Below are 22600 nucleotides of genomic sequence, written 5' to 3' on the forward strand. Positions count from 1 at the left end.
CATTCCGCGAGGTGCTTAGTTGAAAGTCTGAGTGGCTCAGCTGACGGCTGTTGACCCAAAGCGGAAGTACACCTACTAAATGCGAGCGCCCCAAAGCAGACATCTGTTAAAAAGAGATTTCGACTTTGCCGGTGTCCTTATAGCCACAGCTAAATTGGTACGAGAGAAAGTTACCTACCTGGAACTGGATTAGAAATGAGCTGGTTGCCATCTACTCTCAGCAAGTTTTTGTCCTGCATCTTTCGTAGTGCCCGGTAAAGCGCTTCATGACTCAAGCCAAGCTCGGAGGCCCAAGCTTTCTTCGTCTGAGTCAAGCTGACGACACCGTTGGATCCCTCTGATTCAATGTAATGGTTGATACGATCAGCGGCACTACTGAGGCTAAGCCGCTCGCATTGGGCGCGTAGCTTGCGCACTTCCTTCGCCAATAACGATTGCCATCCGCGACAAAACATAGGCTCATCGTCCAGTGCGCTTCTGAATGCCCCGACAGGGAATTGCAGCAAGGTGGTCGGCTCCGCTGCAATTGCATCGCAGTGATATGACTTTGTCTCGAGACTTGCCTCTGCTATGAAGCCGCAACGAGAACGCTGCAAGATGATTTCTTGACCGTGAATTGTCCGACGGATGAGTCGTGCCTCTCCCCGAACTACCAAATAAACATAGCGAACGGCTTCCCCAATCCGAAACAGATTGGTGCCAGCTTCCGCATCGACTCTTTGGCCTAGGGCGCCCAAGGCGTTTGGAACAAATCCCGCACATGGGGTTGATGCGATGAGCTCAGGCCAGTCCAGAGTCTTGATGTTGACTTTCATATGATTTAAATCATACAAACAGAACACACTTGGGACCTAGCATGGGTGAACAACATCATTGGACAAAGTCATGCCCAAACTACCTGCCCTGCCAATCTTCATGCTCTTTGTCGCGGGGCTTTCCCAAAGTCAGACGATAGATCACACCAAAATGGATCATGCAGCGGACATGAAAATGATGGCGGATGCCCAGCGTCAGGTGGATGTGTCCAAAAGAGGCAAGGATGTGATGCCCTTCAGCCTGTCCGCCACCACCCATATTTTTTCCAAAACAGCCGCCGGCGGTACTCAGCAAGTGGTTGCCAAAAAGGCCAGTGACACTGCCCAGGTGCAGCTGATTCGACAGCATCTCCAAGAGATTCGGATGCAGTTCTTGAATGGTGACTTTTCTGGACCGGGTCATATTCTTGGTGAGGACATGCCTGGTCTGTCGGAATTGAGAGACGCAAAGCTGGGGCAACTGGACATCTCATACAAAAAAATCGAGGGTGGGGCTCAACTGACCTATAAAACTGCCAACTCTGTATTGGTATCGGCATTACATAAGTGGTTTGATGCACTGCTATCCGACCATGGCAAAGACGCGAAAGCAGGACACGCAGGTCACATTGGCAGTAAGAAACACTGAGCAACCAACACCCATCGAAAAGAGGCACCAGATGCAAGACCAAAAAGAACACTGGGAACAGGTTTACCGCACCAAGCAGGCAACTGCAGTTAGCTGGTTTCAAGAGCACGCGACGCGCTCGCTGGAACTCATTCGTTCGATTGGAGCGCCTTTAAGCGCTGACATGATCGATGTTGGAGGCGGAGCCTCGACATTGGTCGATGACTTACTCGGGAACGGTTATAGAAATCTCACTGTCTTGGACTTGTCAGGTAGTGCGCTGGAAGTGGCACGCCTGCGCTTGGGGGCCTCGGGGGAGAGCGTGAGTTGGATAACTGGCAATATTTGTCATGTGGATCTGCCAATCCAAAAGTTTGATGTCTGGCATGACCGCGCTGTGTTCCATTTTCTGACGACACCCTCAGATCGCGCAGCCTATGTGGGACAAGTTCTGAAGTCAGTGAAACCGGGGGCACACTTGATCGTCGCTACGTTTGCACCGGACGGACCAGAACAATGCAGCGGATTGCCTGTAGCCAGATATTCACCCGAAGCCCTTCATCAGGAATTCGGTGCTTCATTTGATTTGCTCGAGCATACGAGTGAGGTGCATACAACTCCGTGGGGTTCAGAGCAAAAATTTGTCTACTGTCATTTCTTGCGGCGATAGCCAATTGCTTAAAGGCTGCTCCTCTCCTGTTGAATCCACCGCACAAAGAGGCTGTTAACCCAGAGCGGAAGTGCCGGGACTCGAAATAAACGCTCCAGAGCAGACGCTCAATTGAATGCATCTCCCACCTCTGCATATCAATGGATTACCGCAGCTACTGAGGCATAAAACGGCAGGTGACGGGTAGCTCCCTCGCGTGGGTAGCTCATGCCTCCGCACCTAAATTTGAATTCATCGCTGATCGGGCGTGAAAAAGGCCAGTCCATGTGGACTGGCCTTATCTCTTTAAGCGGTATTCCGCCTTCAGCGTATGGACCCTACAGGCAGCAAGCCAACATTTGCAGGCAGCATTCCATCAATTCGCCGCAGCAATCGCTCGAAGCAAAAGCCAGAGCAGACGCAGACATCAAGCAAGCGCCAAATGCGACTTTAAGAAAATTGTTTTTCATAGTGGTTATCCGAAAATTGAAAAAAATGGGCTAGAAAAGACCACTATGAGTTAGTCCGGCGGAGTCCAAATGGGCCAGGCCGCGCCCTCGTAGACACGGTCTTGGTCCGGGGTCGTAAGAAATGGTCGATAAGCTGACGCCAAAACTTCGATTGGAGGCAACGCAGCCGCTGTGGCCGAGCAGTCTTGGCACAATATCATATTGGCGCAAGCGAGCATGTCGTGACACACATCTTCACAGCAATCACTCTGCATAGATCGCGCTGTACTGTGGGCGCTGCTACTCAATGCACCGAAGGCCAAGGCCAAAGCAATGAGGGTGATCACGAGTGTTCTTCGCATTCGGATAATGTATCGTTACTGGGAAATGTGAGGCGGAGCGAAGCCTATTCCCGCCTTACCAAAAGCCCTATTTTCCGATCAGCCTGCCAAACCCAAATAGCTGGTCTGGTGCAGACGTGGCTGAATCTGCCGTTTGTCTATTAGCCAACCTTTGACGCTCCCTTGGAATTAGGGGTCGACCCAAAGCGGTCCTCCGTCGCTGAAATTTCTGCGACTTAAAGCAGACACACGTGACGTGCGCTCGTTGGGTTGTCGGAATACCCATTTGCCAAATTTGCCCGGAGCTTTTTGGTGGGGATAAACACCAAGCCTCTATTTTTTGCTCGCCACCACAAATGATCGGGTTATTGGACTGACTCCAGAATTGCCGCCATGAAAAATCTACTGCTGTTCTCACTGCTTGGGTTGTCGGCCTTTTCGATGGCCAGGGCGGCGAACGATGACATGCAGCCCATAAGAGGTTTTTCGATGGACCGTAGTGAAGTGAGCATCGCGCAGTTTGGGCGCTACGTTCAGGCAACCGGCGTCGTGACCACTGCCGAAAGAGCCGGGGGCGGTAGCACTTATGAGGGGGGTTGGGTGCAACGCAAAGGGTGGACTTGGCGCAGTCCTTACGGTGTTCCTGCAAACGACAGAGAACCCGCGGTACACATCACGTTCCACGAAGCCAAAGCGTATTGCCAATGGGCAGGAAAACGGCTTCCCCATGATTCCGAATGGATGGAGGCCGCCTACACGGAACGACGGGCCGCACCACCTGCTGGTTTTGTGAAAGATGTGCGCTACCCGTACCCAACCGGAATCAGTCCTGAAGGCGCCAACTGCCTGGGAGATTGCGGGACCACCAATACGCTTGCAGCCTATTCCGGTGGCTTGGTCACTTCCCGAGGTAGCGGTCATGTCTTGGTGGGCAGTACGCGAGCTGGCGTCAATGGCTTATGGGACATGGGCGGCAATGTCTGGGAGTGGACCGATGACGGTAAGTCCCCTGCAGCAGATACCGATCGCCCGACGCGCGGCGGTTCATGGTGGTACGGGGCGACCCAGATGCATAGCGATCATTTACAAACCAAACCGGCCTCAACTGCGGTTGTCTACATCGGCTTCAGGTGTGCAAAAAACTTGCCCTAATGAAATCGGTATCCGCGTCATGACCAATGGGTAGTGGGCAACGTGCGCGACCGCATGAGGCACCGCATAAACCTCACCCGCATTGTTTGTGGCTTTTGCCAAGCTGATAAGGTTGCGGTATGAACCTTTCTTTCTGGCGCCTGGGTTGGCGCACCTTGTGGCGCGATCTGCGCTCCGGCGAGCTGCGTTTGCTCATCCTGGCGGTCACATTGGCCGTGGCCGCACTGACCGCGGTGGGCTTTTTTGCCGACCGGCTGCAGGGCGGCTTCCAGCGCGATGCGCGCCAGTTGTTGGGGGGTGATGCCGTCATCTCCAGCGACAACAAGCCACCGGCTGCCTTTGAGGAGCGTGCCCGCGCCCTCGGCTTGCAGGTGGTGCACACCCTGGGCTTCCCCACCATGGCCCGCGCAAGTGACGCGCAGGGCGGGGCGGCCAAGCTGGTGGCGCTCAAAACCGTAGAGGACGGCTACCCGCTGCGCGGCACCTTGCGCATCAGCCCGGCCCCTGACACCCCCGATACACCGACCAAAGACATTCCTGCTCCCGGGCAGGCTTGGGTGGACGCAGCCTTGCTGGACGCCATCGGCATCCAGGTGGGGGACCCGATTTTGCTGGGTGATGTGCAGCTCAAGGTGAGCGCCATTCTGGTGATTGAGCCCGACCGTGGCGGCGGCTTCATGAACTTCGCGCCCCGCGTCATGCTCAACGAGGCAGACATTGCGGCCACCGGGCTCATCCAACCCGCCAGTCGTCTGAACTATCGTATGGCTGTGGCCGGCCCGGAAGCTGCCGTAAAAACTTATGTGCAATGGGCTGATGCCCAGGTCAAAAGCAACGTGCGTGGCGTGCGGGTGGAGTCGCTGCAAAGTGGTCGCCCCGAGATGAGCCAGACGCTGGACCGCGCCAACAAGTTCTTGAGTCTCGTGGCCCTGCTGGCAGCATTGCTCAGCGCCGTGGCGGTGGCCTTGGCCGCGCGCGCCTTTGCGGCCAACCATTTGGATGACTGCGCCATGCTGCGCGTGTTGGGCCTCTCCCAGCGCACTATCGCCAGCGCGTATGCCTTTGAGTTCGCGCTGGTCGGCCTGTTTGCCAGCCTCTTGGGCGTGGCGGTGGGCTTCGGGGTGCATTACCTGTTCGTGGCTTTGTTGGCGGGCTTGGTTGATGCCGCTTTACCTGCAGCATCGATCTGGCCGGCACTGTTGGGCGTGGGCATGGGCCTCACGCTGCTCATGGCCTTTGGCCTGCCGCCTGTATTGCAGTTGGCCCAGGTTCCTGCGCTGCGCGTGATTCGCCGCGATGTGGGCAACCTGCGCCCTGCGTCTTTGGGCGTGCTGGCCGTGGGCGTGGCCGGCTTTGCGGCGCTGCTTCTCACGGTGAGCAGCGACCTGACGCTGGGCCTGATTGCCGTGGGCGGCTTTGCCGGTGCGGTGCTGGTGTTTGCCTCACTCAGCTGGGTGGCAGTGAAGCTCTTGCGCAAGAGCGTGAACGAAACCACTGCCCCGCGCTGGCTCGTGCTGGCGACCCGGCAGATTTCTGCACGCCCCGCCTATACCGTGGTGCAAGTGAGTGCATTGTCGGTGGGCCTGTTGGCGCTGGTGCTGTTGGTGCTTTTGCGCACTGACCTCATCAGCAGCTGGCGCAAGGCCACACCGCCGGATGCGCCCAACCGCTTTGTGATCAACGTGATGCCCGAGCAGTCCGACGCCTTCCAGAAAGCCCTCACTGACAAGGGCGTGGCCAAGTTCGACTGGTACCCCATGATCCGCGGCCGGCTGGTGGCGGTGAATGACAAGGCCGTATCGCCCGACGACTACACCGAGGACCGAGCCAAGCGCCTGGTGGACCGCGAGTTCAACATTTCCCACAGCGCCAAAAATCCGCAGCACAACATCATTGTGGGCGGCCAATGGACCGAAGAAGAGGCCGGTGCCATCAGCGTGGAAGAGGGCATTGCAAAGACCTTGAACCTGAAGCTGGGCGATAGCCTGCGTTTTGACATCGGCGGGGTGCAGACCGAAGCCAAGATCACCTCGCTACGCAAGGTGGACTGGGGCTCCATGCGCGCCAACTTCTTCGTGATGTTTCCGGTGAGCACGCTCAAGGATGTGCCCAGCACCTACATGGGTGCCTTCAAGGCGCCAGAGACCAAAGGGTTCGATAACGCGCTGGTGCGCGAATTCCCCAACATCACCAATGTGGACATGACCAGCACCATCAACCAGGTGCAGCGCGTGCTGGACCAGGTGATTCGTGCGGTGGAGTTCTTGTTCGGCTTCACGCTGGCGGCGGGGCTGGTGGTGCTGTTTGCCGCAGTGACGGCCACCCGTGAAGACCGCGCGCGCGAGTTCGCCATCATGCGGGCCGTGGGCGCGGGCAGCAGCTTGCTGCGCCAGGTGCAACGCACCGAGTTGGCAGGCGTGGGCTTGCTGGCGGGCTTTTTGGCCTCCATCGTGGCAGCAGCCGTGGGTTGGGCCTTGGCGCGCTACGTGTTTGAATTTGACTGGACCGTGCAGCTCTGGGTGCCGCTGGTAGGCGCCTTGGCCGGTGCCGTGCTGGCGCTGGCCGCCGGATGGTGGGGGCTGCGCGATGTGCTGCGCCGCCCGGTAGTCGAAACCCTGCGCCGCGCCGCGAGCTGATTGCTCTGGTTTTGATAGCTGCTCGCGCAATTCCATGAGCGCTGGCGGTACTTTTTGTTACAGAACATGCAGATTCAAGAACCCAACGCCAAAACCCCGTTTGAATGGATAGGGGGCGAACCCGTGATCCGCAGCATGGTGGACCGCTTTTACGACCTGATGGATCTGGAGCCCGGATACGCCGCCTTGCGCGCGGCCCACGGCAGCTCGCTGGACAAGGCGCGCGACCACCTGTTCTGGTTTCTGTGCGGCTGGATGGGCGGGCCCGATTACTTTGTGGAGCGCTTCGGCCACCCAAGGCTGCGGGCGCGGCACATGCCGTTCAAGATCGGCATTCTGGAGCGCGATCAGTGGCTGGCCTGCATGGACCAGTCCATGGGTGACACGGGCATAGACCCGGTGCTGCGCGAGCGGCTGAAAACCTCGTTCTTCCAGACCGCTGACTGGATGCGTAACGTAGGTCAATAAGGAGGAGCCGGGTCATTTACTTGAACTTTACTTGCGGTTCAAAGAGGCGTGCACGCGCTCTAGTAGTGTCGGGAGCATGACAAAAAGACTTCGCTTACATCCCCCTTTTGGCACTCGTCTTGGTCACGATCTTCCACATATATTGCAGTCGGTTAGTAGCCGTCGCGACACATTGAACTGGCTTTGTGCTGCCGCTGCAGCAGCCACGGGCCTGGTGGCCTGTGGTGGTGGGGGTGAAGGGGGAGCCAGCAATGCAGTCTCGACAACTGGCAGTACCTCCACATCCGGATGTTCGGTGATTCCCACAGAGACAGCGGGCCCCTATCCGGGGGACGGTTCCAACAGCTCTGGCGGCACGATTGCCAATGTGCTGATTCAATCCGGTGTTGTGCGCTCTGACATTCGCAGCAGCTTTGGAGGCACCACCACCACGGCTCCTGGTGTGGGCCTGACGGTGACGCTTAAGTTGGTCAATACCAATGCGAGCTGCGCCAATCTGGCCGGGTATGCGGTTTACCTTTGGCATTGCGATCGGGATGGCAACTACTCCATGTATTCGTCGGGAGTCACGTCTGAGAATTACTTGCGCGGCGTGCAGGTTACCGATGCAAACGGAGAGGTGACATTTACCACCATATTTCCAGCTTGCTACTCGGGGCGTTGGCCGCACATTCACTTTGAGGTTTACAGCAGCCTCACCGCTGCCACGAGCACTCCTGCGAGTGACCAAGTGAAAACTTCGCAATTGGCTCTGCCCAGTGCTGCCTGCAACGCTGTCTACGCCACGACGGGTTACTCCGCCAGCGTTAGCAACTTTGCTGCTATCAGTCTTGCATCAGACAATGTGTTCGGAAATGACAGCGGCGTACTGCAGTTGGCAACCCTAAGTGGCAGCGCCGGCGCAGGATACACAGCCAACTTGCAAGTGGGTATTGCCGCCTGACTCGGTGGTTGTAACCTTGGAAATTCAGACCTGGCGGCCCAGTTTGCGGTAGACGGTGGCGCGGCTGATGCCCAGTGTCTTGGCCGCCTCCGACACATTGCCCCTGCACTGCTCCACGGTTCTGCGGATCAGGGCGGTTTCCATGTCTTTCAGTGGCACTGCGGATGCGCCAGCAGGCCGGCCGGTTGCAGGCACGGCCAGTGCCTCGTTGGCGCTGTGAATCGCCAGCACCTGGATGTGCAAGCCGCTCCACAGGGGTACATCGGGTAGCGGCTCCTGGCGTTTTGCCGCATCAAACAAGGCCTGGTAGGGCAGGCCGAACAAATCGTTGGCATGCACCGTCTCGCCATGGCTGCGCTGTAGCCCGGCCAGCATGGTGCTGGCGGTGGTGTTGGCGGCCGTCACCCAACCGTCACCATCCAGACACAACATGCCGTCGCCATCGCCGCCCAGGCTGTTGCCGGGCCAGTTCAGGCGCAGCAGCAGGCAGTGGGGCTTGGCCAGCACCAGGGCGTTTTCAATCTTGCTGGCGGTGCGTGCCACCAGGTGCCGCAGCTCGGGGCGCTCCATGGCGTCAATGCCAGTGAGATCCAGCATGCCGATGCAGGCGCCATCCGGCCCGAACAGCGGTGCCCCCGCGCAACTGTAGGCCGCGTTGTCATCAAAAAAATGTTCGCCGCGGTGCAGCCACACCGGGCGCATCTCGCTCAGGGCGGCGCCTATGGCTGTAGTGCCCACCCGCCGTTCCGACAAGTCCACCCCCACGCGGGCAATCACATCAGCGCGGCGGTCGCTGCGGTCTATGTTGCCGCTCACATCCACCACCACGCCGTCTGCATTGGTCAGGATGGCGAAGTAGCGGGTATCGGCAATGGCCTGCCCCAAGCGCCCGAGCAGAGGGCGCGCTGCACTCAGCAGCGATTGGTTGGCTTCTTCTATGCGCTGCAGCGCCGCCCTGGGCACCATGTCAAAACTCAGGCGTTCCTGGGGGCGCAGTCCATCGTCCAGGCAGCGCCGCCAGCTGCGTTCGATCCATGGTGACGACAAGGGCGCGGGCAGGGCACGACCCTCCAGCAGCATGGCTTGGCGGGCCGTGCTGATATGGCGCAGGCGCTGCTCTGCAACGTCGATCAGGGTTTGCAACATGGGGTGGTGCCATCCGGTCCGGGGCTTGCGGTCGCCCGGAGTGGGCTTGGCCTGGCAAGTGTTTCATTTTGAGAATTTCAGACACCGCTGGCAAGGGTTCGAGGGTTTTACCTAGGGGCAGGGGCAGGGCCGGCTTCAATAATTTGCTGCGCTACCCCTTACCAACCATAACGGAGACATATTCCATGCAGGTTCAGCTCAAGGTTAATGGCAAGCCCACCACGGTGGACGTACCCCCCCATACATTGCTTGTTCAGGTGCTGCGCGAGCACCTTCACCTCACCGGCACCCACGTGGGCTGTGACACCGCGCAGTGCGGTGCCTGCACGGTGATCAAGGACGGGCGCAGCATCAAGTCCTGCAATGTGCTGGCAGCGCAGGCCAATGGCTCCGACATCACCACCATCGAAGGGCTGGCCAAGCCCGACGGCACCCTGCACCCCATGCAAGCCGCCTTCAAAGAGTGCCATGGCCTGCAATGCGGCTACTGCACCACCGGCATGGTGATGAGTGCTGTCGACCTGTGCACCCACCACCCCAAGGCATCGGCTGGCGAAATCCGCGAACTGCTGGAAGGCAACATCTGCCGCTGCACCGGCTACCAGAACATCGTCAAAGCCGTGCAGCAGGGTCAAGCTGCCATGGCCAACACTTAAGGAGTCTCACCATGGGTGCATCAGATTTTTCCAAGCTTCCGCATATTGGTGAGTCCGTCCGCCGCAAGGAGGACTACCGCTTCCTGACCGGTGCCGGCCAGTACACCGACGACATCACCATGGAGCGCCAGACCTATGCGGTTTTTGTGCGCAGCCCGCATGCCCATGCCAACATCAACAGCATCGACTTGGCGGCCGCCAAAGCCATGCCCGGCGTGGTGGAAGTGTTTATCGGCAAGGACCTCGAAGGCAAGATGGGTGGGCTGCCCTGCGGCTGGCTGATTACGGATGTGAATGGCAAGCCCATGAACGAGCCACCCCACCCGGTACTGGCACTGGGCAAAGCCCGCCACGTGGGCGACCAGGTGGCCATGGTGATTGCCGAGACTCTGGAGCAAGCCAAAAATGCTGCCGAAGCCGTGGTGGTGGATTACGACCCGCTGCCCGCCGTGGTGGACGTGCGCGATGCCGCTACCGGCCCGCAACTGCACGAGCAGGCGCCCAACAACCATTGCTACAAATGGGGCCTGGGCGACAAAGCAGCTGTGGATGCCGCCTTTGCCACTGCAGCCCACATCACCAAGCTGGACCTGACCAACAACCGCCTGGTGCCCAATGCCATGGAGCCGCGTGCGGCCATCGGCAGCTACAACCGCGCCACTGAAGAATATGTCTTGCATGTGGCCAACCAGAACCCGCACGTCGAGCGCCTGCTGATGACGGCCTTTGTGCTGGGTCTTCCCGAGCACAAGGTGCGCGTGATTGCGCCCGATGTGGGGGGCGGCTTCGGCTCCAAGATCTACCTGTATGCCGAAGACGTTGCCTTGACCTGGGCCTCCAAGCAAATTAACCGCAGCATCAAGTGGACTTGCGAGCGCAGCGAATCTTTCCTGACCGATGCGCATGGCCGTGACCACGTAAGCCACGCCGAAATGGCGATGGACAAGGATGGCAAGTTCCTCGCCATGCGGGTGCACACCGATGCCAACCTGGGCGCTTATTTGTCGACCTTCTCGACCGCGGTGCCCACCATCCTCTATGCCACGTTGCTGGCCGGCCAGTACACCTGCCCGCTCATCCATGTGGAAGTGGACGCCTGGTTCACCAACACCGCCCCGGTCGACGCTTATCGCGGCGCTGGCCGCCCCGAAGCGACCTACCTGCTGGAGCGCCTGGTGACCCGCTGCGGCTGGGAGTTGGGCCTGTCGCAGGAAGAGATCCGCAAGCGCAATTTCATCAACAGCTGGCCGTACCAGACCCCGGTGGCCCTGCAGTACGACGCGGGTGACTATCTGGGTTGCATGACCAAGGCGCAGGCGCTGGGCGACACCGCCGGTTTTGAGGCCCGCAAGGCAGCCAGCAAGGCCAAGGGCATGCTGCGCGGCATCGGCTACTCCAGCTACATCGAAGCCTGCGGCCTCGCACCCAGCAATATCGCAGGAGCCTTGGGCGCCCGTGCCGGCTTGTTTGAGTGCGGCGAAGTGCGTGTGCACCCCACCGGCAGCGTGACCGTGTTTACCGGCTCCCACAGCCACGGGCAGGGGCACGAAACCACCTTTGCGCAGGTGGTGGCAGCACGCCTGGGTATTGCCGTAGACGCGGTGGATATCGTGCACGGTGACACCGGGCGCGTGCCGTTCGGCATGGGTACCTATGGCTCTCGCTCCATCTCGGTGGGTGGCGCGGCCATCATGAAGGCGCTGGACAAGATCGAGACCAAGGCTAAGAAAATTGCAGCCCACTTGATGGAAGCCAGCGATGCCGATGTGGAGTTCGCCAATGGCGAGTTCACCGTCAAGGGCACCGACAAAAAGGTGACCTTCGGCCAGGTGGCGCTTACTGCCTATGTGCCCCACAACTACCCGCTGGACAAGCTGGAGCCGGGCCTGAACGAAACCGCGTTCTACGACCCTACCAACTTCACCTTCCCCAGCGGCACTTATATCTGCGAGGTCGAAATCGATCCCATGACCGGCAAGACCCGCGTGGACAAGTTCACGGCAGTCGATGACTTCGGCACCATCATCAACCCGATGATTGTGGAGGGCCAGGTACACGGTGGTCTGGTGCAGGGCATCGGCCAGGCGCTGCTGGAAAACTGTGTGTACGACAAGGAAACCGGCCAGCTGCTGACCGGCTCCTTCATGGACTACACCATGCCCCGGGCAGACGATTTCCCAGAGTTCAAGATCGACAACATCTGCACGCCTTGCACCCACAACCCCTTGGGCACCAAGGGCTGCGGCGAGGCTGGCGCCATCGGCTCGCCGCCGGCGGTTATCAACGCGGTGCTCGATGCACTGCGCGAAGTGGGCGTCAAGGACTTTGACATGCCCGCCTCCCCGCACCGCGTGTGGGAAGCCATTCAGTCGGCCAAGGCTTAAGCACAGGAGAACCAGACCATGTACGCATTCACTCTAGAGCGTCCCTCCACCGTGCAGGAAGCGGCTGCATTGGCCGCTGGCGGCACCAAGGTGCTGGCCGGCGGGCAAACCATGTTGGCTTCCATGAAGCTGCGCTTGTCGCAACCCGGCGCTGTGGCCGACTTGTCCGGCATCAAGGAGCTGGTCGGCATCAAGCGCGAGGGCAATGCCATCGTCATCGGTGCCATGACCCGCCACCTCGATGTGGCCAACAGCGCCGAGGTCAAGGCCGCCATTCCCGGCTTGGCAGACCTGGCTGCCCACATCGGCGACAAGCAGGTCCGGGCCATGGGCACCTTGGGCGGCTCCGTGGCCAATAGCGACCCTGCAGCCTGCTACCCCAGCGCTGTGCTGGCGCTGGGTGCCACCATCCACACCAACAAGCGCAAGATTGCGGCAGACGACTTCTTTGTCGGCATGTTCACTACTGCGCTGGACGAAGGCGAGCTGATCACCGCGATCAGTTTTCCCATCCCCAAACGCAGCGTGTACATGAAGTTCAACCAGCCGGCCTCGCGCTTTGCATTGGTGGGCGTGTATGTGGCGCAAACCGATAGCGGTGTGCGGGTTGCGGTGACCGGTGCCGGCCAGTGCGTGTTCCGCCACGCAGGGCTGGAGGCCGCGCTCAACCAGAGCTTTACCGTGGCCTCTGCGGCTGCCGTGAAGATCGACGCGAGCGAGCTCAATGCCGACATTCACGCAACCGCCGCCTACCGGGCCAACCTGATCAGCGTGCAAACCCAGCGCGCGGTGGCCAAGCTTCTGGGCTGAGGCCCCGTAGTGCACAAGCCCCGCATTCTTGTGGATGCGGGGCTTTTTTAACTCCAGCGCTCATGGAATATGCGCGAGAAGCTCCTGAAACCATAGCAAGAAAGTGTCCATGATGGTGTTTCCAACGGTCGACGCCCTGATCACCGCCTTGCAATCCTGCGGCTACTTCGCGGACCGGCGCCTGGCGACAGCCGTATTTCTGGCGCTCAAGCTGCAGCGCCCCTTGTTGCTTGAGGGCGAGCCCGGTGTGGGCAAAACCGAGTTGGCCAAGGCCTTGGCAACCGCCTTGCAGCGGGCCTTGATCCGTCTGCAGTGTTACGACGGCCTGGAGCAACGCGAAGCCCTGTACGAATGGAACTACGCCGCCCAGCTGCTGCACATGCGTGCGGCAGAACTGGCCCCCGATATCAGCGTCTCAGCCATGGAGCGCGAGGTCTACCAAGACCGCTACCTGATCCGCCGCCCCCTGCTGCAAGCCTTGCAGGCCCCGGCGCCGGGCGCGGTGCTCTTGATAGACGAGGTGGACCGCGCTGACGAACCCTTTGAAGCCTTCTTGCTGGAATACCTGGGCGAATACCAGGTCAGCATTCCCGAGATGGGCACGGTCAAGGCACAAGTAACGCCGGTCACCATCCTTACCAGCAACCGCACGCGCGAACTCAACGATGCGGTCAAGCGCCGCTGTCTGTACCACTGGCTGGACTACCCCGCGAGGGAGCGCGAGCTCGACATCATCCGCGCACAAGTGCCCGAGGCATCTGACGCACTGACTGCGCAGGTGGCAGACGTGGTGAGCCGGCTGCGCAGCCAACCCTTTGTGAGCAGTTTTCAGCGCGCACCCGGCATCGCCGAAAGCGTGGAGTGGGCCAAGGCCCTGCTGGCTCTGGACACTCTGGTGCTGGACCCCGAACTGCTGACCGACACCGCGGGCATTCTTTTCAAGCAGCGCGATGATGTATCTGCGCTCAACCACCAGTTGGTCAACCAGCTGCTCGCACCTGTAGAAGGGGACGAGGGTTGAAGCATGCAACTCGGTGACGCGCGCCTTGGCAAGTTCAGCGACAACCTCGCAGCGTTCGGTCGCACGCTGCGCCGTGCCGGTGTGCGTGTAGACCCAGCCCGCATCGCCCTGGCTACCGAGGCAGCCCTCACCGTGGGGCTGGAGCACCGCGAAGACCTGAGCGCCGCACTGGAAGCCGTGCTCATCAGCCGCGAGCAGGACAGAGTGGTCTACCGCGAGTTGTTTGAAGCGTTTTTTCGCAACCCCAACATGGCGCACAAGCTACTGTCGCAGCTCCTGCCCAGCGCCGAGGGCAAGGCGGAACCCAGCAAGCGCCGCCCCCGCGTGCGCGAAGCACTCTCGCCCCAGCACGCCTTCGGCAAGCCAGCACAGCCCAAGCCGGAAGACGACAAGGTGGACTTTGACGCCGCCATGACGGCCAGCCAGCTGCAGCGCCTCAAGCATGCGGATTTCAATGCCCTGGGCGCCAGCGAATACCGGTTGGTGGAGCGCCTGGCACGCGATATCCGTCTGCCTCTGCCCACCTTTGCCAGCCGCAGGCACAAACCCGGCGCCCACGGCCGCCAGCTGCGCTGGACGGGCGTGTTGCAAGCCGCAGTGCGCACCGGTGGCGAGCCCATGCACCTGCCACGCATGCAGCGGGTGCAGCAGCCGGTGCCTTTGCTGATATTGGTGGATGTTTCCGGCTCGATGGAGCGTTATGCGCGACTGCTGTTGGCCTTTTTGCACGCTGCCACCAGTCGCCAAGCCTTGGGCGGTGCGGTGCGCTTGCAACGCCATGTATTTGCCTTTGGCAACCGGCTCACCGACCTGAACGCCGCGTTCGCGCAGGCAGACACCGACGCCATGCTAGCCCAGGCGAGCGCCCATATTGAAGACTTTGCCGGTGGCACCCAGCTGGGCAACTGCCTGGCCACACTGAATGCCCTGCACCAGCGCAAGCTGGTGGGGCGCCGCACGCTGGTGCTCATCATCACCGACGGGCTGGATACCGGCGAACCTGAAGCCCTCGCCCACGAGCTCGACCAACTGCGCCGCCGCACTGGCCGCCTGCTCTGGCTCAACCCCTTGTTGCGCTTTGACGGTTATGCGCCCTTGGCACAAGGGGCCGCCGTCTTGAACCGCTACGCGCACGGCATGCTGGCCGTGCACAACCTCAGCAAGCTGGAAGACCTGGCCGCCAGCGTGGCCGGCATTCTGCGGCGCTGACCCGAATCACCACTTTGAAGAAGGAAGACCATCATGGACATGCAAGGCAGCCGCCAACTCGCCATCACCCAGCAACAAGCGTGGGACGCGCTCAACGACCCTGCGGTGCTCAAGACCTGCATCCCCGGCTGCGACAAGGTCGAAGCCAGCGGTGAGAACCAGTTCAGCATCGGCATGGCACTCAAAATCGGGCCGGTCGCTGCCAAGTTCACCGGCAAGATCACTCTGTCGGACATCGCGCCTCCGAACAGCTACACCATCAGCTTTGAAGGGCAGGGTGGCCCGGCCGGTTTCGGCAAGGGGAATGCCAAAGTGCAGCTCACGCCCAATGACCGCGGCTGTGAGCTCAGCTACAACGTGCAAGCCTCGGTGGGCGGCAAGATCGCCCAGATGGGGCAGCGCCTGATCGACGGCGTGGCCAAATCCATGGCCGAAGATTTCTTCAAGCGTTTTGACGACGAAATGCAGAAACAACACCCCGGCGCTTACGCTGCGCAGGCGGTGGCCGATTCCCTGGCCGGTGGTGGAGCGCCCACCGAGGCTGCCAGCGCTGAAGCCTCAAGCGGCATGCCCACTTGGGTGTGGGCCTTGGGCGCTGCTGTGGTGGTGATTGCGGCCATTGCCTTGTTCCGTTGAGCGGGTAGCCGGGCATGGAAAACCTCGATGTGGTGGTGCTGCGCACCCTGCTGGACTGGCGGCGTGCCGGGCGCCATGCGCTGCTGGCCACGGTGGTGCGCACCTGGGGCTCCTCGCCGAGGCCGGTGGGCTCCATCATGGCAATGTGCGAAGACGGTGCGGTGGTGGGCTCAGTGTCGGGTGGCTGCATTGAAGACGACCTGATTTACCGCTTCACCCGCGCCTATACGGCGCCAGCCTCCAGCGAGGCCGCGCATGCGCAGCAAATTCCGAGTGGTCCGCCGCAGTTCGTCAAGTACGGCATCACGGCGGACGAGGCACACCGCTTCGGCCTGCCGTGTGGCGGCACTCTGGAGCTGCTGCTGGAGTTCGACCCCGATGCAGCCTCTTTGCAGGCATTGGTGGAGCAGTTGGCCCGCGGACAACTGGTGCGCCGCAGTGTGTGCCTGGACGATGGGGCGGCAAGCTTGCAGGCCAGCACCGAGCCGGCGGATCTGAGCGTCAGCGCGACGGAGCTGGTTAACACTTTCGGGCCTGAATACCGCATGCTCATGATCGGCGCGGGCCAGCTCAGTGAATACGTCGCCACCATGGCCTTGTTCAATGGATTTGCTGTGACGGTGTGCGACCCGCGTGAGGAGTACCGCGGCGCATGGGCGGTGCCCGGTGTCACCGTGGTGAGTGACATGCCCGATGACGTGGTCACCGCCTTCCAACCCGATCGGCGCAGCTGCGTCATTGCGTTGACGCACGACCCCAAGCTGGACGATTTGGCGCTGTTGGAAGCCTTGAAGTCAGAAGCCTTTTACATTGGCGCCATCGGCTCCCGCCGCAACAACCAGGCGCGCCACCAACGCATGGTCGAGCATCTGGACCAGACGCCCGAAACTTTGGCCCGTCTGCGCGGCCCGATTGGCATTTACATCGGAAGCAAAACGCCACCCGAGATTGCCGTGAGCGTGATGGCCGAGATTCTGGCGGTCAAGAACGGCGTCAAGCTGCCACGCGACATGGAAGTCTCCGTCGCCAAAGACGGGCTGGCCTTGGCGCACAACGACAGAGGCGCTTTGGTGTGCGGTATGCCCCGCGCGGGGGACTGAGCGACCGTCAGTTCAAGCGCGGTTCTGGGGCTGCAACAGCACCACCAGCGCGCCCGCACCGCCCTGTGCGGGCTGCGCCTGCACAAAGGCCACCACTTCGCTTTTTTGCACCAGCCACTTGTGCACTTTTTCCTTGAGCACCGGAGCCTTGCCGGGTGAGCCCAAGCCCTTGCCGTGCACCACGCGCACGCAACGTATGCCGTTGCGGTGTGCGTCGCGGATGAATGCGCTGAGTGCTTCACGCGCTTCGTCACTTCGGTATCCGTGCAGGTCGATCTGTTTCTGGATGCTCCACTTGCCTTTGCGCAGCTTTTGCGTCACATCGGTGCCCACGCCGGGGCGGCGAAAGCTCAAGTGCTCGTCGGTGTCGAGAAGGGTGGTCACGTCGACCTCGTCACTCAGCGCTTCTTGCAGCGCCGCCGCGTCATCCAGCATTTGCTGCTTTGGAATGGGCTTGGGGGGCTCCGGCGTCAGCTTGGCGCGTTGTGGCGGCTCCAGCGGTTTCACTTTGCCGATGGCCGCCTGAAACAGGTTGCTGGCGGCGGCTTTGCGTTTGGCCTCCAGCGCCTTGTGGGCGGCCAGCGCAGCTTCGCGTGCGGCTTGGGCTTCGATTTCTTTTTTGACCAGCTTCAGGTCGGAAAGGGCGTTGATCTTCATGATGGCCCTTTAAATGAGTCCGGTCTCGGCCATGGACAGTGCCTGGCCGGGGCCTACGATGATGTGGTCCAGCACCCGCACGTCCACCAGTGCGAGCGCGGCTTTGAGTGTTTGGGTCAGCGCCTCGTCGGCACGGCTGGGCTGCACACTGCCGCTGGGGTGGTTGTGGGCCAGCACGACGGCGGCCGCACCGTGGTGCAGCGCGCGGATAACGACCTCGCGCGGGTACACACTGGTTTGCGTGAGCGTGCCGCGAAACAGCTCTTCCATGGCCAGTAACTTGTTCTGGCTGTCGAGAAACAGCACCGCAAACACCTCATGCCCCTTGGCGGCCAGGTGCAGCTGCAGATAGTGCTTGACGGCCTGCGGGTCGGCAAACACCTCGCGCTCTTGCAGACGCTGGGCCATGGCGCGGCGCGCGAGTTCGAGCACCGCCACAATCTCGGCCCGCTTGGCAGGCCCCAGCCCTTTGACGCGCTTGAGGTCGTCGGCAGTGGCATGCAGCAAGCCGGCTATGCCTCCAAACCCGCCCTGGCGCCCGTCAGCTCTGCGTGAAGCGCTATCATTTTTGAGTTGCAACAGCTCTTCAGCCATCTGCAACACCCCTTTGCCCGCAATGCCGGTTCGCAACAAAATGGCCAGCAACTCCGCATCGCTCAGCGCTCCGGCGCCGCGCGCAAGCAACTTCTCGCGCGGTTGGGCTTCCAGAGGGAGGTCTTTGAGGGGCATGGCAGCAGAGGCTGTGCAAGTGTGAATTCAGGGCCAAACCAGTGCCGGATGGGGTCATCAGGCCTGGCTTTCTACAATAGAGGGCAGTTTATCGGGACTTTTATGACCAGCACGCTTCCCCGGGTTCAGCCGGGTTCCTTTCTCACCTTGCATTACCGCCTGGGCGGACCCGCCGGGGACATCATCAACACCTTCGACGGCAAGCCCGCCACCCTGAGTCTGGGCACCGGCGAACTCTCCCCCGCCGTTGAAGCCTGTTTGATGGACATGGAAGAGGGCGCCCGCGCCACGTTTGAGTTGCCCGCAGGGGCCGCTTTTGGCGAGCGTAACCCCGACATGCAGCAGTGGCTGGCCCGCAAGGTGCTGACCCAGATGGGCGACCCGCTGGAGACCTACAACGTGGGCGATGTGGTGCAGTTCCCCACGCCCGATGGCCAAGGGCAGTTTGCCGGTGTGGTGCTGCAATTGCGGGGCGAAGGCGCAGAGCGCGCGGTGTTGTTCGACTTCAACCACCCGCTGGCTGGTCAGCCGGTCACGTTTGAAGTGCAGCTGATCGGGGTGCTATGACAACGCCTGCCATGCCCCAGGAAATTTTGCTGGCCGAGCCACGTGGCTTTTGTGCCGGCGTAGACCGCGCCATCGAGATTGTGGAAAAGGCATTGGCCAAGTTCGGCCGCCCTATCTACGTGCGTCACGAGATCGTGCACAACACCTATGTGGTGAACGACCTGAAAGAACGCGGCGCCATCTTCATCGAAGAGCTGGACGACGTGCCCCCGGGCGCCACGCTGGTGTTCTCGGCCCACGGCGTGAGCCAGGCAATCCAGAAAGAGGCCGCACGCCGCGGCTTCCAGATTTTTGACGCCACCTGCCCGCTGGTGACCAAGGTGCACGTGGAAGTGGCCAAGCTGCACAAAGAGGGCTATGAGTTCATCATGATCGGCCACAAGGGCCACCCTGAGGTGGAGGGCACCATGGGGCAGCTGGAGAGTGGTATCCACTTGGTGGAAGACGTGGCCGATGTGGCCAAGGTGCAGCCCAGCCAGACCGACAAGCTGGCCGTGGTGACGCAGACCACGCTGAGTGTGGACGATGCGGCAGACATTACCGCTGCCGTCGTCGCCCGCTTCCCGCTGATCAAAAAGCCCAAGATGCAAGATATTTGCTACGCCACCCAGAACCGCCAGGACGCGGTCAAGGTGATGAGCCCGCAGGTGGACATCGTGATCGTGGTGGGCAGCCCCACCAGCTCCAACAGCAACCGTCTGCGCGAGGTGGCCAAAAAACTGGGCACCGAGAGCTACATGGTGGACCATGCTGACGAACTCAAGCCCGAGTGGTTTGAGGGCCGATCCCGGGTGGGCCTGACTGCCGGTGCCAGCGCCCCTGAGGTACTGGTGAAGGCTGTGATCGACCGCATCAAGGCGCTGGGCGCCGTGTCGGTGCGCAAGATGGACGGCATTGAAGAAACCGTGAAGTTCCCGCTGCCCAAGGGCCTGAAGCTGGACGCGTGAGCACAGCGCGGGTTGCTATGAAAAACATAGCTGCTCGCGCAATAGAATAGGGCCCCAAACGCCTATTTGGGCCTGAATTGACTTAAGAATACAAGAAACCATGTTAGACATTACCCTGCTGCGCAAAGATTTGGACTCGGTGGTTGCCCGCCTGCTGACCCGCAAGAACCCCCAAGCTTTTCTGAATGTGGACGCTTTCAAGGCGCTGGAAGCCGAGCGCAAAACCATCCAGATGCGCACCGAAGAAATGCAGGCCAAGCGCAACAGCGTGAGCAAGCAGATCGGCATGCTCAAAGGCAAGGGCCAACACGCAGAAGCTGACGCCGCCATGGCCGAAGTCGGCACCCTGAAAGCCGAGCTGGAAGCCTCTGCCACCCGTTTGGACGCCATCCAGGCCGAGATGGAAAAAATGCTGCTGGCGGTGCCCAACCTGCCGCACGAAAGCGTGCCCTTGGGAGCAGACGAATCCGGCAATGTGGTAGCCCGTACCTGGGGCACGCCAAGGACCTTCGACTTTGAAGTGAAAGACCATGTGGATCTCGGCCAGCCGCTGGGCTTGGACTTTGAAATGGGCGTCAAGCTCACCGGCTCGCGCTTCACCGTGATGAAGGGCCAGATCGCCCGCCTGCACCGCGCACTCGCGCAGTTCATGCTAGACACCCAGACCGGCGAACACGGCTATACCGAGTGCTACACGCCCTACATCGTCAATGGCGACAGCCTGCGCGGTACTGGCCAGTTGCCCAAGTTTGAAGAGGACCTATTCGCTGCCAAAAAAGGCGGCCAGGACGGCGGCGATGACAACACCGCGCTCTACCTCATCCCCACCAGCGAAGTGCCTTTGACCAACTTTGTGCGCGATGTGGTGTCTGCCGAGAGCGACCTGCCCATCAAGCTGACTGCCCACACCCCGTGCTTCCGGTCTGAGGCCGGCAGTGGCGGGCGCGATATTCGCGGCCTGATTCGCCAGCACCAGTTCGACAAGGTGGAGATGGTGCAAATCGTGCACCCCGAGAAGAGCTACGAAGCCCTCGAAGACATGACCCGCCACGCCGAAGCCATCCTGCAAAAGCTGGGCTTGCCCTACCGCGTGATGAGCCTGTGCACCGGCGACATGGGCTTTGGCGCAGCCAAGACTTATGACCTCGAAGTCTGGCTGCCTGCGCAAAACACCTACCGCGAAATCAGTTCGGTCTCCAACTGCGAGGCCTTTCAGGCCCGCCGCTTGCAAGCCCGCTTCAAGAACGCCCAAGGTAAGAACGAACTGGTGCACACCCTGAACGGCTCCGGCTTGGCCGTGGGCCGCGCGCTGGTGGCCGTGCTGGAAAACCACCAGAACGCCGACGGTAGCATCACCGTGCCCGAAGTGCTGCGCCCCTACATGGGCGGTGTGGAAGTGCTCAAGGCCTGAAGCAGTGGTCGGTTGGCGGAGCCTGCTAGAATCGCGGCTTCGTTTCGACCGATGCGAATTCAGGAGAAGTGGCAGAGTGGTCGAATGTACTTGACTCGAAATCAAGCGTAGGGGCGACCCTACCGTGGGTTCGAATCCCACCTTCTCCGCCAAATGATGAAGCCTGCAGCCTGAATGGGTTGCAGGCTTTTTTCATGTGTAGCTGGCATTGTCATTTCCCTGCAATCCTGTACGTGCACAGTTGCGGGTTTGCCCACACGCTTTACTTGATTCGAGCCATGAATAACACACCGATCTCTCGTCGTATCAGCCTGGTGACTATGCTTTGTGCCGGACTCTTCCAAGTCCAAGCGTTCGCGCAAGGTGGCTTCCCCGACAAGCCGGTCAAAATTGTGGTGCCCTTTGCGCCCGGTGCGGGCACTGACGCCATGGGCCGCCTGATGGCCCAGAAGCTGGGGGAAGTGATGGGCGGAAGCTTCGTGGTGGAAAACCGCACCGGTGCGTCCGGCGCGATCGGTACCCAGTATGTGGCGCAGCAGCCTGCGGACGGCTATACCTTGCTGCTGGTGGCCTCCCCGTTCACGACGGTGGCCGCCTCCTTGCCCACAGCGGGCTACGACCCGATCAAGAGCTTTACGCCGGTCGGCATGATCGCCAGCGGCCCCTTGGTCTGGGCGACTACGCCTCAGACCGGCATTGCTTCCATGCAGGACCTGGTTGCCAAAGCCAAAGCCCGCCCCGGCGCGCTGAACTACGGTTCTGCCGGCGCGGGCGGCGTGAACCATCTGGTGCTGGAGCTGCTCAAGGCACGCACCGGTACTTTCATCACCCACATTCCTTATCGAGGCGTGGCGCCTGCCACCATGGACATGATCTCGGGCCAGTTGCAATTGGTCACCGGCACCATTCCTGCCTTGCTGCCCATGATCAAGGAAGGCCGGGTCAAGCCATTGGCTGTGACCAGTGCCAAGCGTTCCAGCGCCATGCCCGATGTGCCCAGCATGACGGAGGCCGGCTTCAAGGGCTTTGATGTGCAGAACTTCTTTGCTTTGGCTGCACCTGCAGGAACTCCGGCGGCGGTGATTGAAAAACTCAACACGGCCCTGAACAAGGTTGTCGCTCTGCCCGAAGTGCAGGCCCGCTTCAAGCTCGATGCGGTAGATGCCATGCCCGGCACCCCCGCTGCGCAGACCCGCTTCATCGAGGCGGATTACCAGGCTTGGCGCGATGTGGTGCGCAGCCAGAACCTGAAGATCGAATAAAGCGT

Annotated in this window: 21 protein-coding genes and 1 tRNA gene; 18 read left to right on the plus strand and 4 right to left on the minus strand. The window is 60.8% G+C overall.

The window, feature by feature from the left end:
* Positions 1–170: 170 nt before the first annotated feature.
* Positions 171–815: a Crp/Fnr family transcriptional regulator gene (locus RAN89_RS08040; protein WP_313869073.1), complete on the minus strand. Its 645-nt coding sequence runs from the start codon at positions 813–815 to the stop codon at positions 171–173.
* 70 nt (positions 816–885) lie between these two features.
* On the opposite strand from RAN89_RS08040, the gene RAN89_RS08045 reads away from it, so the two are divergent.
* From RAN89_RS08045 to RAN89_RS08070, 6 genes are all read left to right on the plus strand, one after another.
* Positions 886–1443 (plus strand): aspartate carbamoyltransferase, encoded by a 558-nt coding sequence (locus RAN89_RS08045; protein WP_313869074.1) that lies wholly within the window; start codon positions 886–888, stop codon positions 1441–1443.
* 31 nt (positions 1444–1474) lie between these two features.
* Positions 1475–2092 (plus strand): class I SAM-dependent methyltransferase, encoded by a 618-nt coding sequence (locus tag RAN89_RS08050; protein ID WP_313869075.1) that lies wholly within the window; start codon positions 1475–1477, stop codon positions 2090–2092.
* Between the two features lie 1162 nt (positions 2093–3254).
* Positions 3255–4013, plus strand: coding sequence for a formylglycine-generating enzyme family protein (locus RAN89_RS08055; protein WP_313869076.1), 759 nt, complete (start codon positions 3255–3257; stop codon positions 4011–4013).
* 119 nt (positions 4014–4132) lie between these two features.
* Positions 4133–6649, plus strand: a complete 2517-nt coding sequence (locus tag RAN89_RS08060) for an ABC transporter permease (RefSeq protein WP_313869077.1) — start codon at positions 4133–4135, stop codon at positions 6647–6649.
* 66 nt (positions 6650–6715) lie between these two features.
* Complete coding sequence (locus RAN89_RS08065) at positions 6716–7117, plus strand: group II truncated hemoglobin (protein ID WP_313869078.1); 402 nt, start codon at positions 6716–6718, stop codon at positions 7115–7117.
* Between the two features lie 172 nt (positions 7118–7289).
* Positions 7290–8060, plus strand: coding sequence for a dioxygenase family protein (locus RAN89_RS08070; protein WP_313869079.1), 771 nt, complete (start codon positions 7290–7292; stop codon positions 8058–8060).
* Between the two features lie 24 nt (positions 8061–8084).
* Here RAN89_RS08070 and RAN89_RS08075 read toward each other — a convergent pair whose 3' ends face one another.
* Complete coding sequence (locus tag RAN89_RS08075) at positions 8085–9206, minus strand: sigma-54-dependent Fis family transcriptional regulator (RefSeq protein WP_313869080.1); 1122 nt, start codon at positions 9204–9206, stop codon at positions 8085–8087.
* A gap of 185 nt (positions 9207–9391) precedes the next feature.
* Between RAN89_RS08075 and RAN89_RS08080 the strand changes: the two genes are divergently transcribed.
* From RAN89_RS08080 to RAN89_RS08110, 7 genes are all read left to right on the plus strand, one after another.
* Positions 9392–9862: a (2Fe-2S)-binding protein gene (locus RAN89_RS08080; protein ID WP_087496678.1), complete on the plus strand. Its 471-nt coding sequence runs from the start codon at positions 9392–9394 to the stop codon at positions 9860–9862.
* Positions 9863–9873: 11 nt separating this feature from the next.
* Positions 9874–12246 (plus strand): xanthine dehydrogenase family protein molybdopterin-binding subunit, encoded by a 2373-nt coding sequence (locus RAN89_RS08085; RefSeq protein ID WP_313869081.1) that lies wholly within the window; start codon positions 9874–9876, stop codon positions 12244–12246.
* Positions 12247–12264: 18 nt separating this feature from the next.
* Positions 12265–13056, plus strand: a complete 792-nt coding sequence (locus RAN89_RS08090) for an FAD binding domain-containing protein (protein ID WP_313869082.1) — start codon at positions 12265–12267, stop codon at positions 13054–13056.
* A 112-nt stretch (positions 13057–13168) separates the two neighbouring features.
* Entirely contained in the window at positions 13169–14077 is a 909-nt protein-coding gene (locus RAN89_RS08095) for an AAA family ATPase (protein ID WP_313869362.1), read from the plus strand.
* Between the two features lie 3 nt (positions 14078–14080).
* Positions 14081–15286: a vWA domain-containing protein gene (locus RAN89_RS08100; protein WP_313869083.1), complete on the plus strand. Its 1206-nt coding sequence runs from the start codon at positions 14081–14083 to the stop codon at positions 15284–15286.
* A 33-nt stretch (positions 15287–15319) separates the two neighbouring features.
* The gene (locus RAN89_RS08105; protein ID WP_313869084.1) at positions 15320–15922 is read left to right on the plus strand and encodes an SRPBCC family protein; all 603 of its coding nucleotides are present in this window, start codon (positions 15320–15322) and stop codon (positions 15920–15922) included.
* A 14-nt stretch (positions 15923–15936) separates the two neighbouring features.
* Positions 15937–17022 (plus strand): XdhC family protein, encoded by a 1086-nt coding sequence (locus tag RAN89_RS08110; protein WP_313869085.1) that lies wholly within the window; start codon positions 15937–15939, stop codon positions 17020–17022.
* A gap of 12 nt (positions 17023–17034) precedes the next feature.
* On the opposite strand, the gene RAN89_RS08115 is transcribed toward RAN89_RS08110, so the two are convergent.
* Together RAN89_RS08115 and radC are read right to left on the minus strand one after the other, a co-directional pair.
* Positions 17035–17679, minus strand: a complete 645-nt coding sequence (locus RAN89_RS08115; RefSeq protein WP_087496684.1) for a Smr/MutS family protein — start codon at positions 17677–17679, stop codon at positions 17035–17037.
* A gap of 9 nt (positions 17680–17688) precedes the next feature.
* On the minus strand, positions 17689–18408 hold the full coding sequence (radC, locus tag RAN89_RS08120) for a RadC family protein (protein WP_313869086.1): 720 nt from the start codon (positions 18406–18408) through the stop codon (positions 17689–17691).
* Positions 18409–18510: 102 nt separating this feature from the next.
* Here radC and RAN89_RS08125 point away from each other — a divergent pair, with 102 nt between their 5' ends.
* The 5 genes from RAN89_RS08125 to RAN89_RS08145 all read left to right on the plus strand — a co-directional run bounded on the left by RAN89_RS08125 (position 18511) and on the right by RAN89_RS08145 (position 22595).
* Positions 18511–18975 carry an FKBP-type peptidyl-prolyl cis-trans isomerase gene (locus RAN89_RS08125; protein ID WP_087496686.1) on the plus strand — a complete coding sequence of 155 codons (465 nt, stop codon included), beginning with the start codon at positions 18511–18513 and terminating at the stop codon, positions 18973–18975.
* A complete protein-coding gene (gene ispH, locus RAN89_RS08130) occupies positions 18972–19922 on the plus strand; it encodes a 4-hydroxy-3-methylbut-2-enyl diphosphate reductase (protein WP_313869087.1) in 951 nt (316 codons plus the stop codon). Before RAN89_RS08125 ends, ispH begins: the two co-directional genes overlap by 4 nt.
* A gap of 100 nt (positions 19923–20022) precedes the next feature.
* Positions 20023–21333 carry a serine--tRNA ligase gene (serS, locus tag RAN89_RS08135; RefSeq protein ID WP_313869088.1) on the plus strand — a complete coding sequence of 437 codons (1311 nt, stop codon included), beginning with the start codon at positions 20023–20025 and terminating at the stop codon, positions 21331–21333.
* Positions 21334–21395: 62 nt separating this feature from the next.
* Positions 21396–21485, plus strand: a tRNA-Ser gene (locus RAN89_RS08140).
* A 126-nt stretch (positions 21486–21611) separates the two neighbouring features.
* Positions 21612–22595: a tripartite tricarboxylate transporter substrate binding protein gene (locus RAN89_RS08145; RefSeq protein ID WP_313869089.1), complete on the plus strand. Its 984-nt coding sequence runs from the start codon at positions 21612–21614 to the stop codon at positions 22593–22595.
* Positions 22596–22600 lie beyond the last annotated feature (5 nt).

The sequence above is a fragment of the Rhodoferax mekongensis genome (assembly GCF_032191775.1).
GTDB classification, from domain to species: Bacteria; Pseudomonadota; Gammaproteobacteria; order Burkholderiales; family Burkholderiaceae_C; genus Allorhodoferax; species Allorhodoferax mekongensis.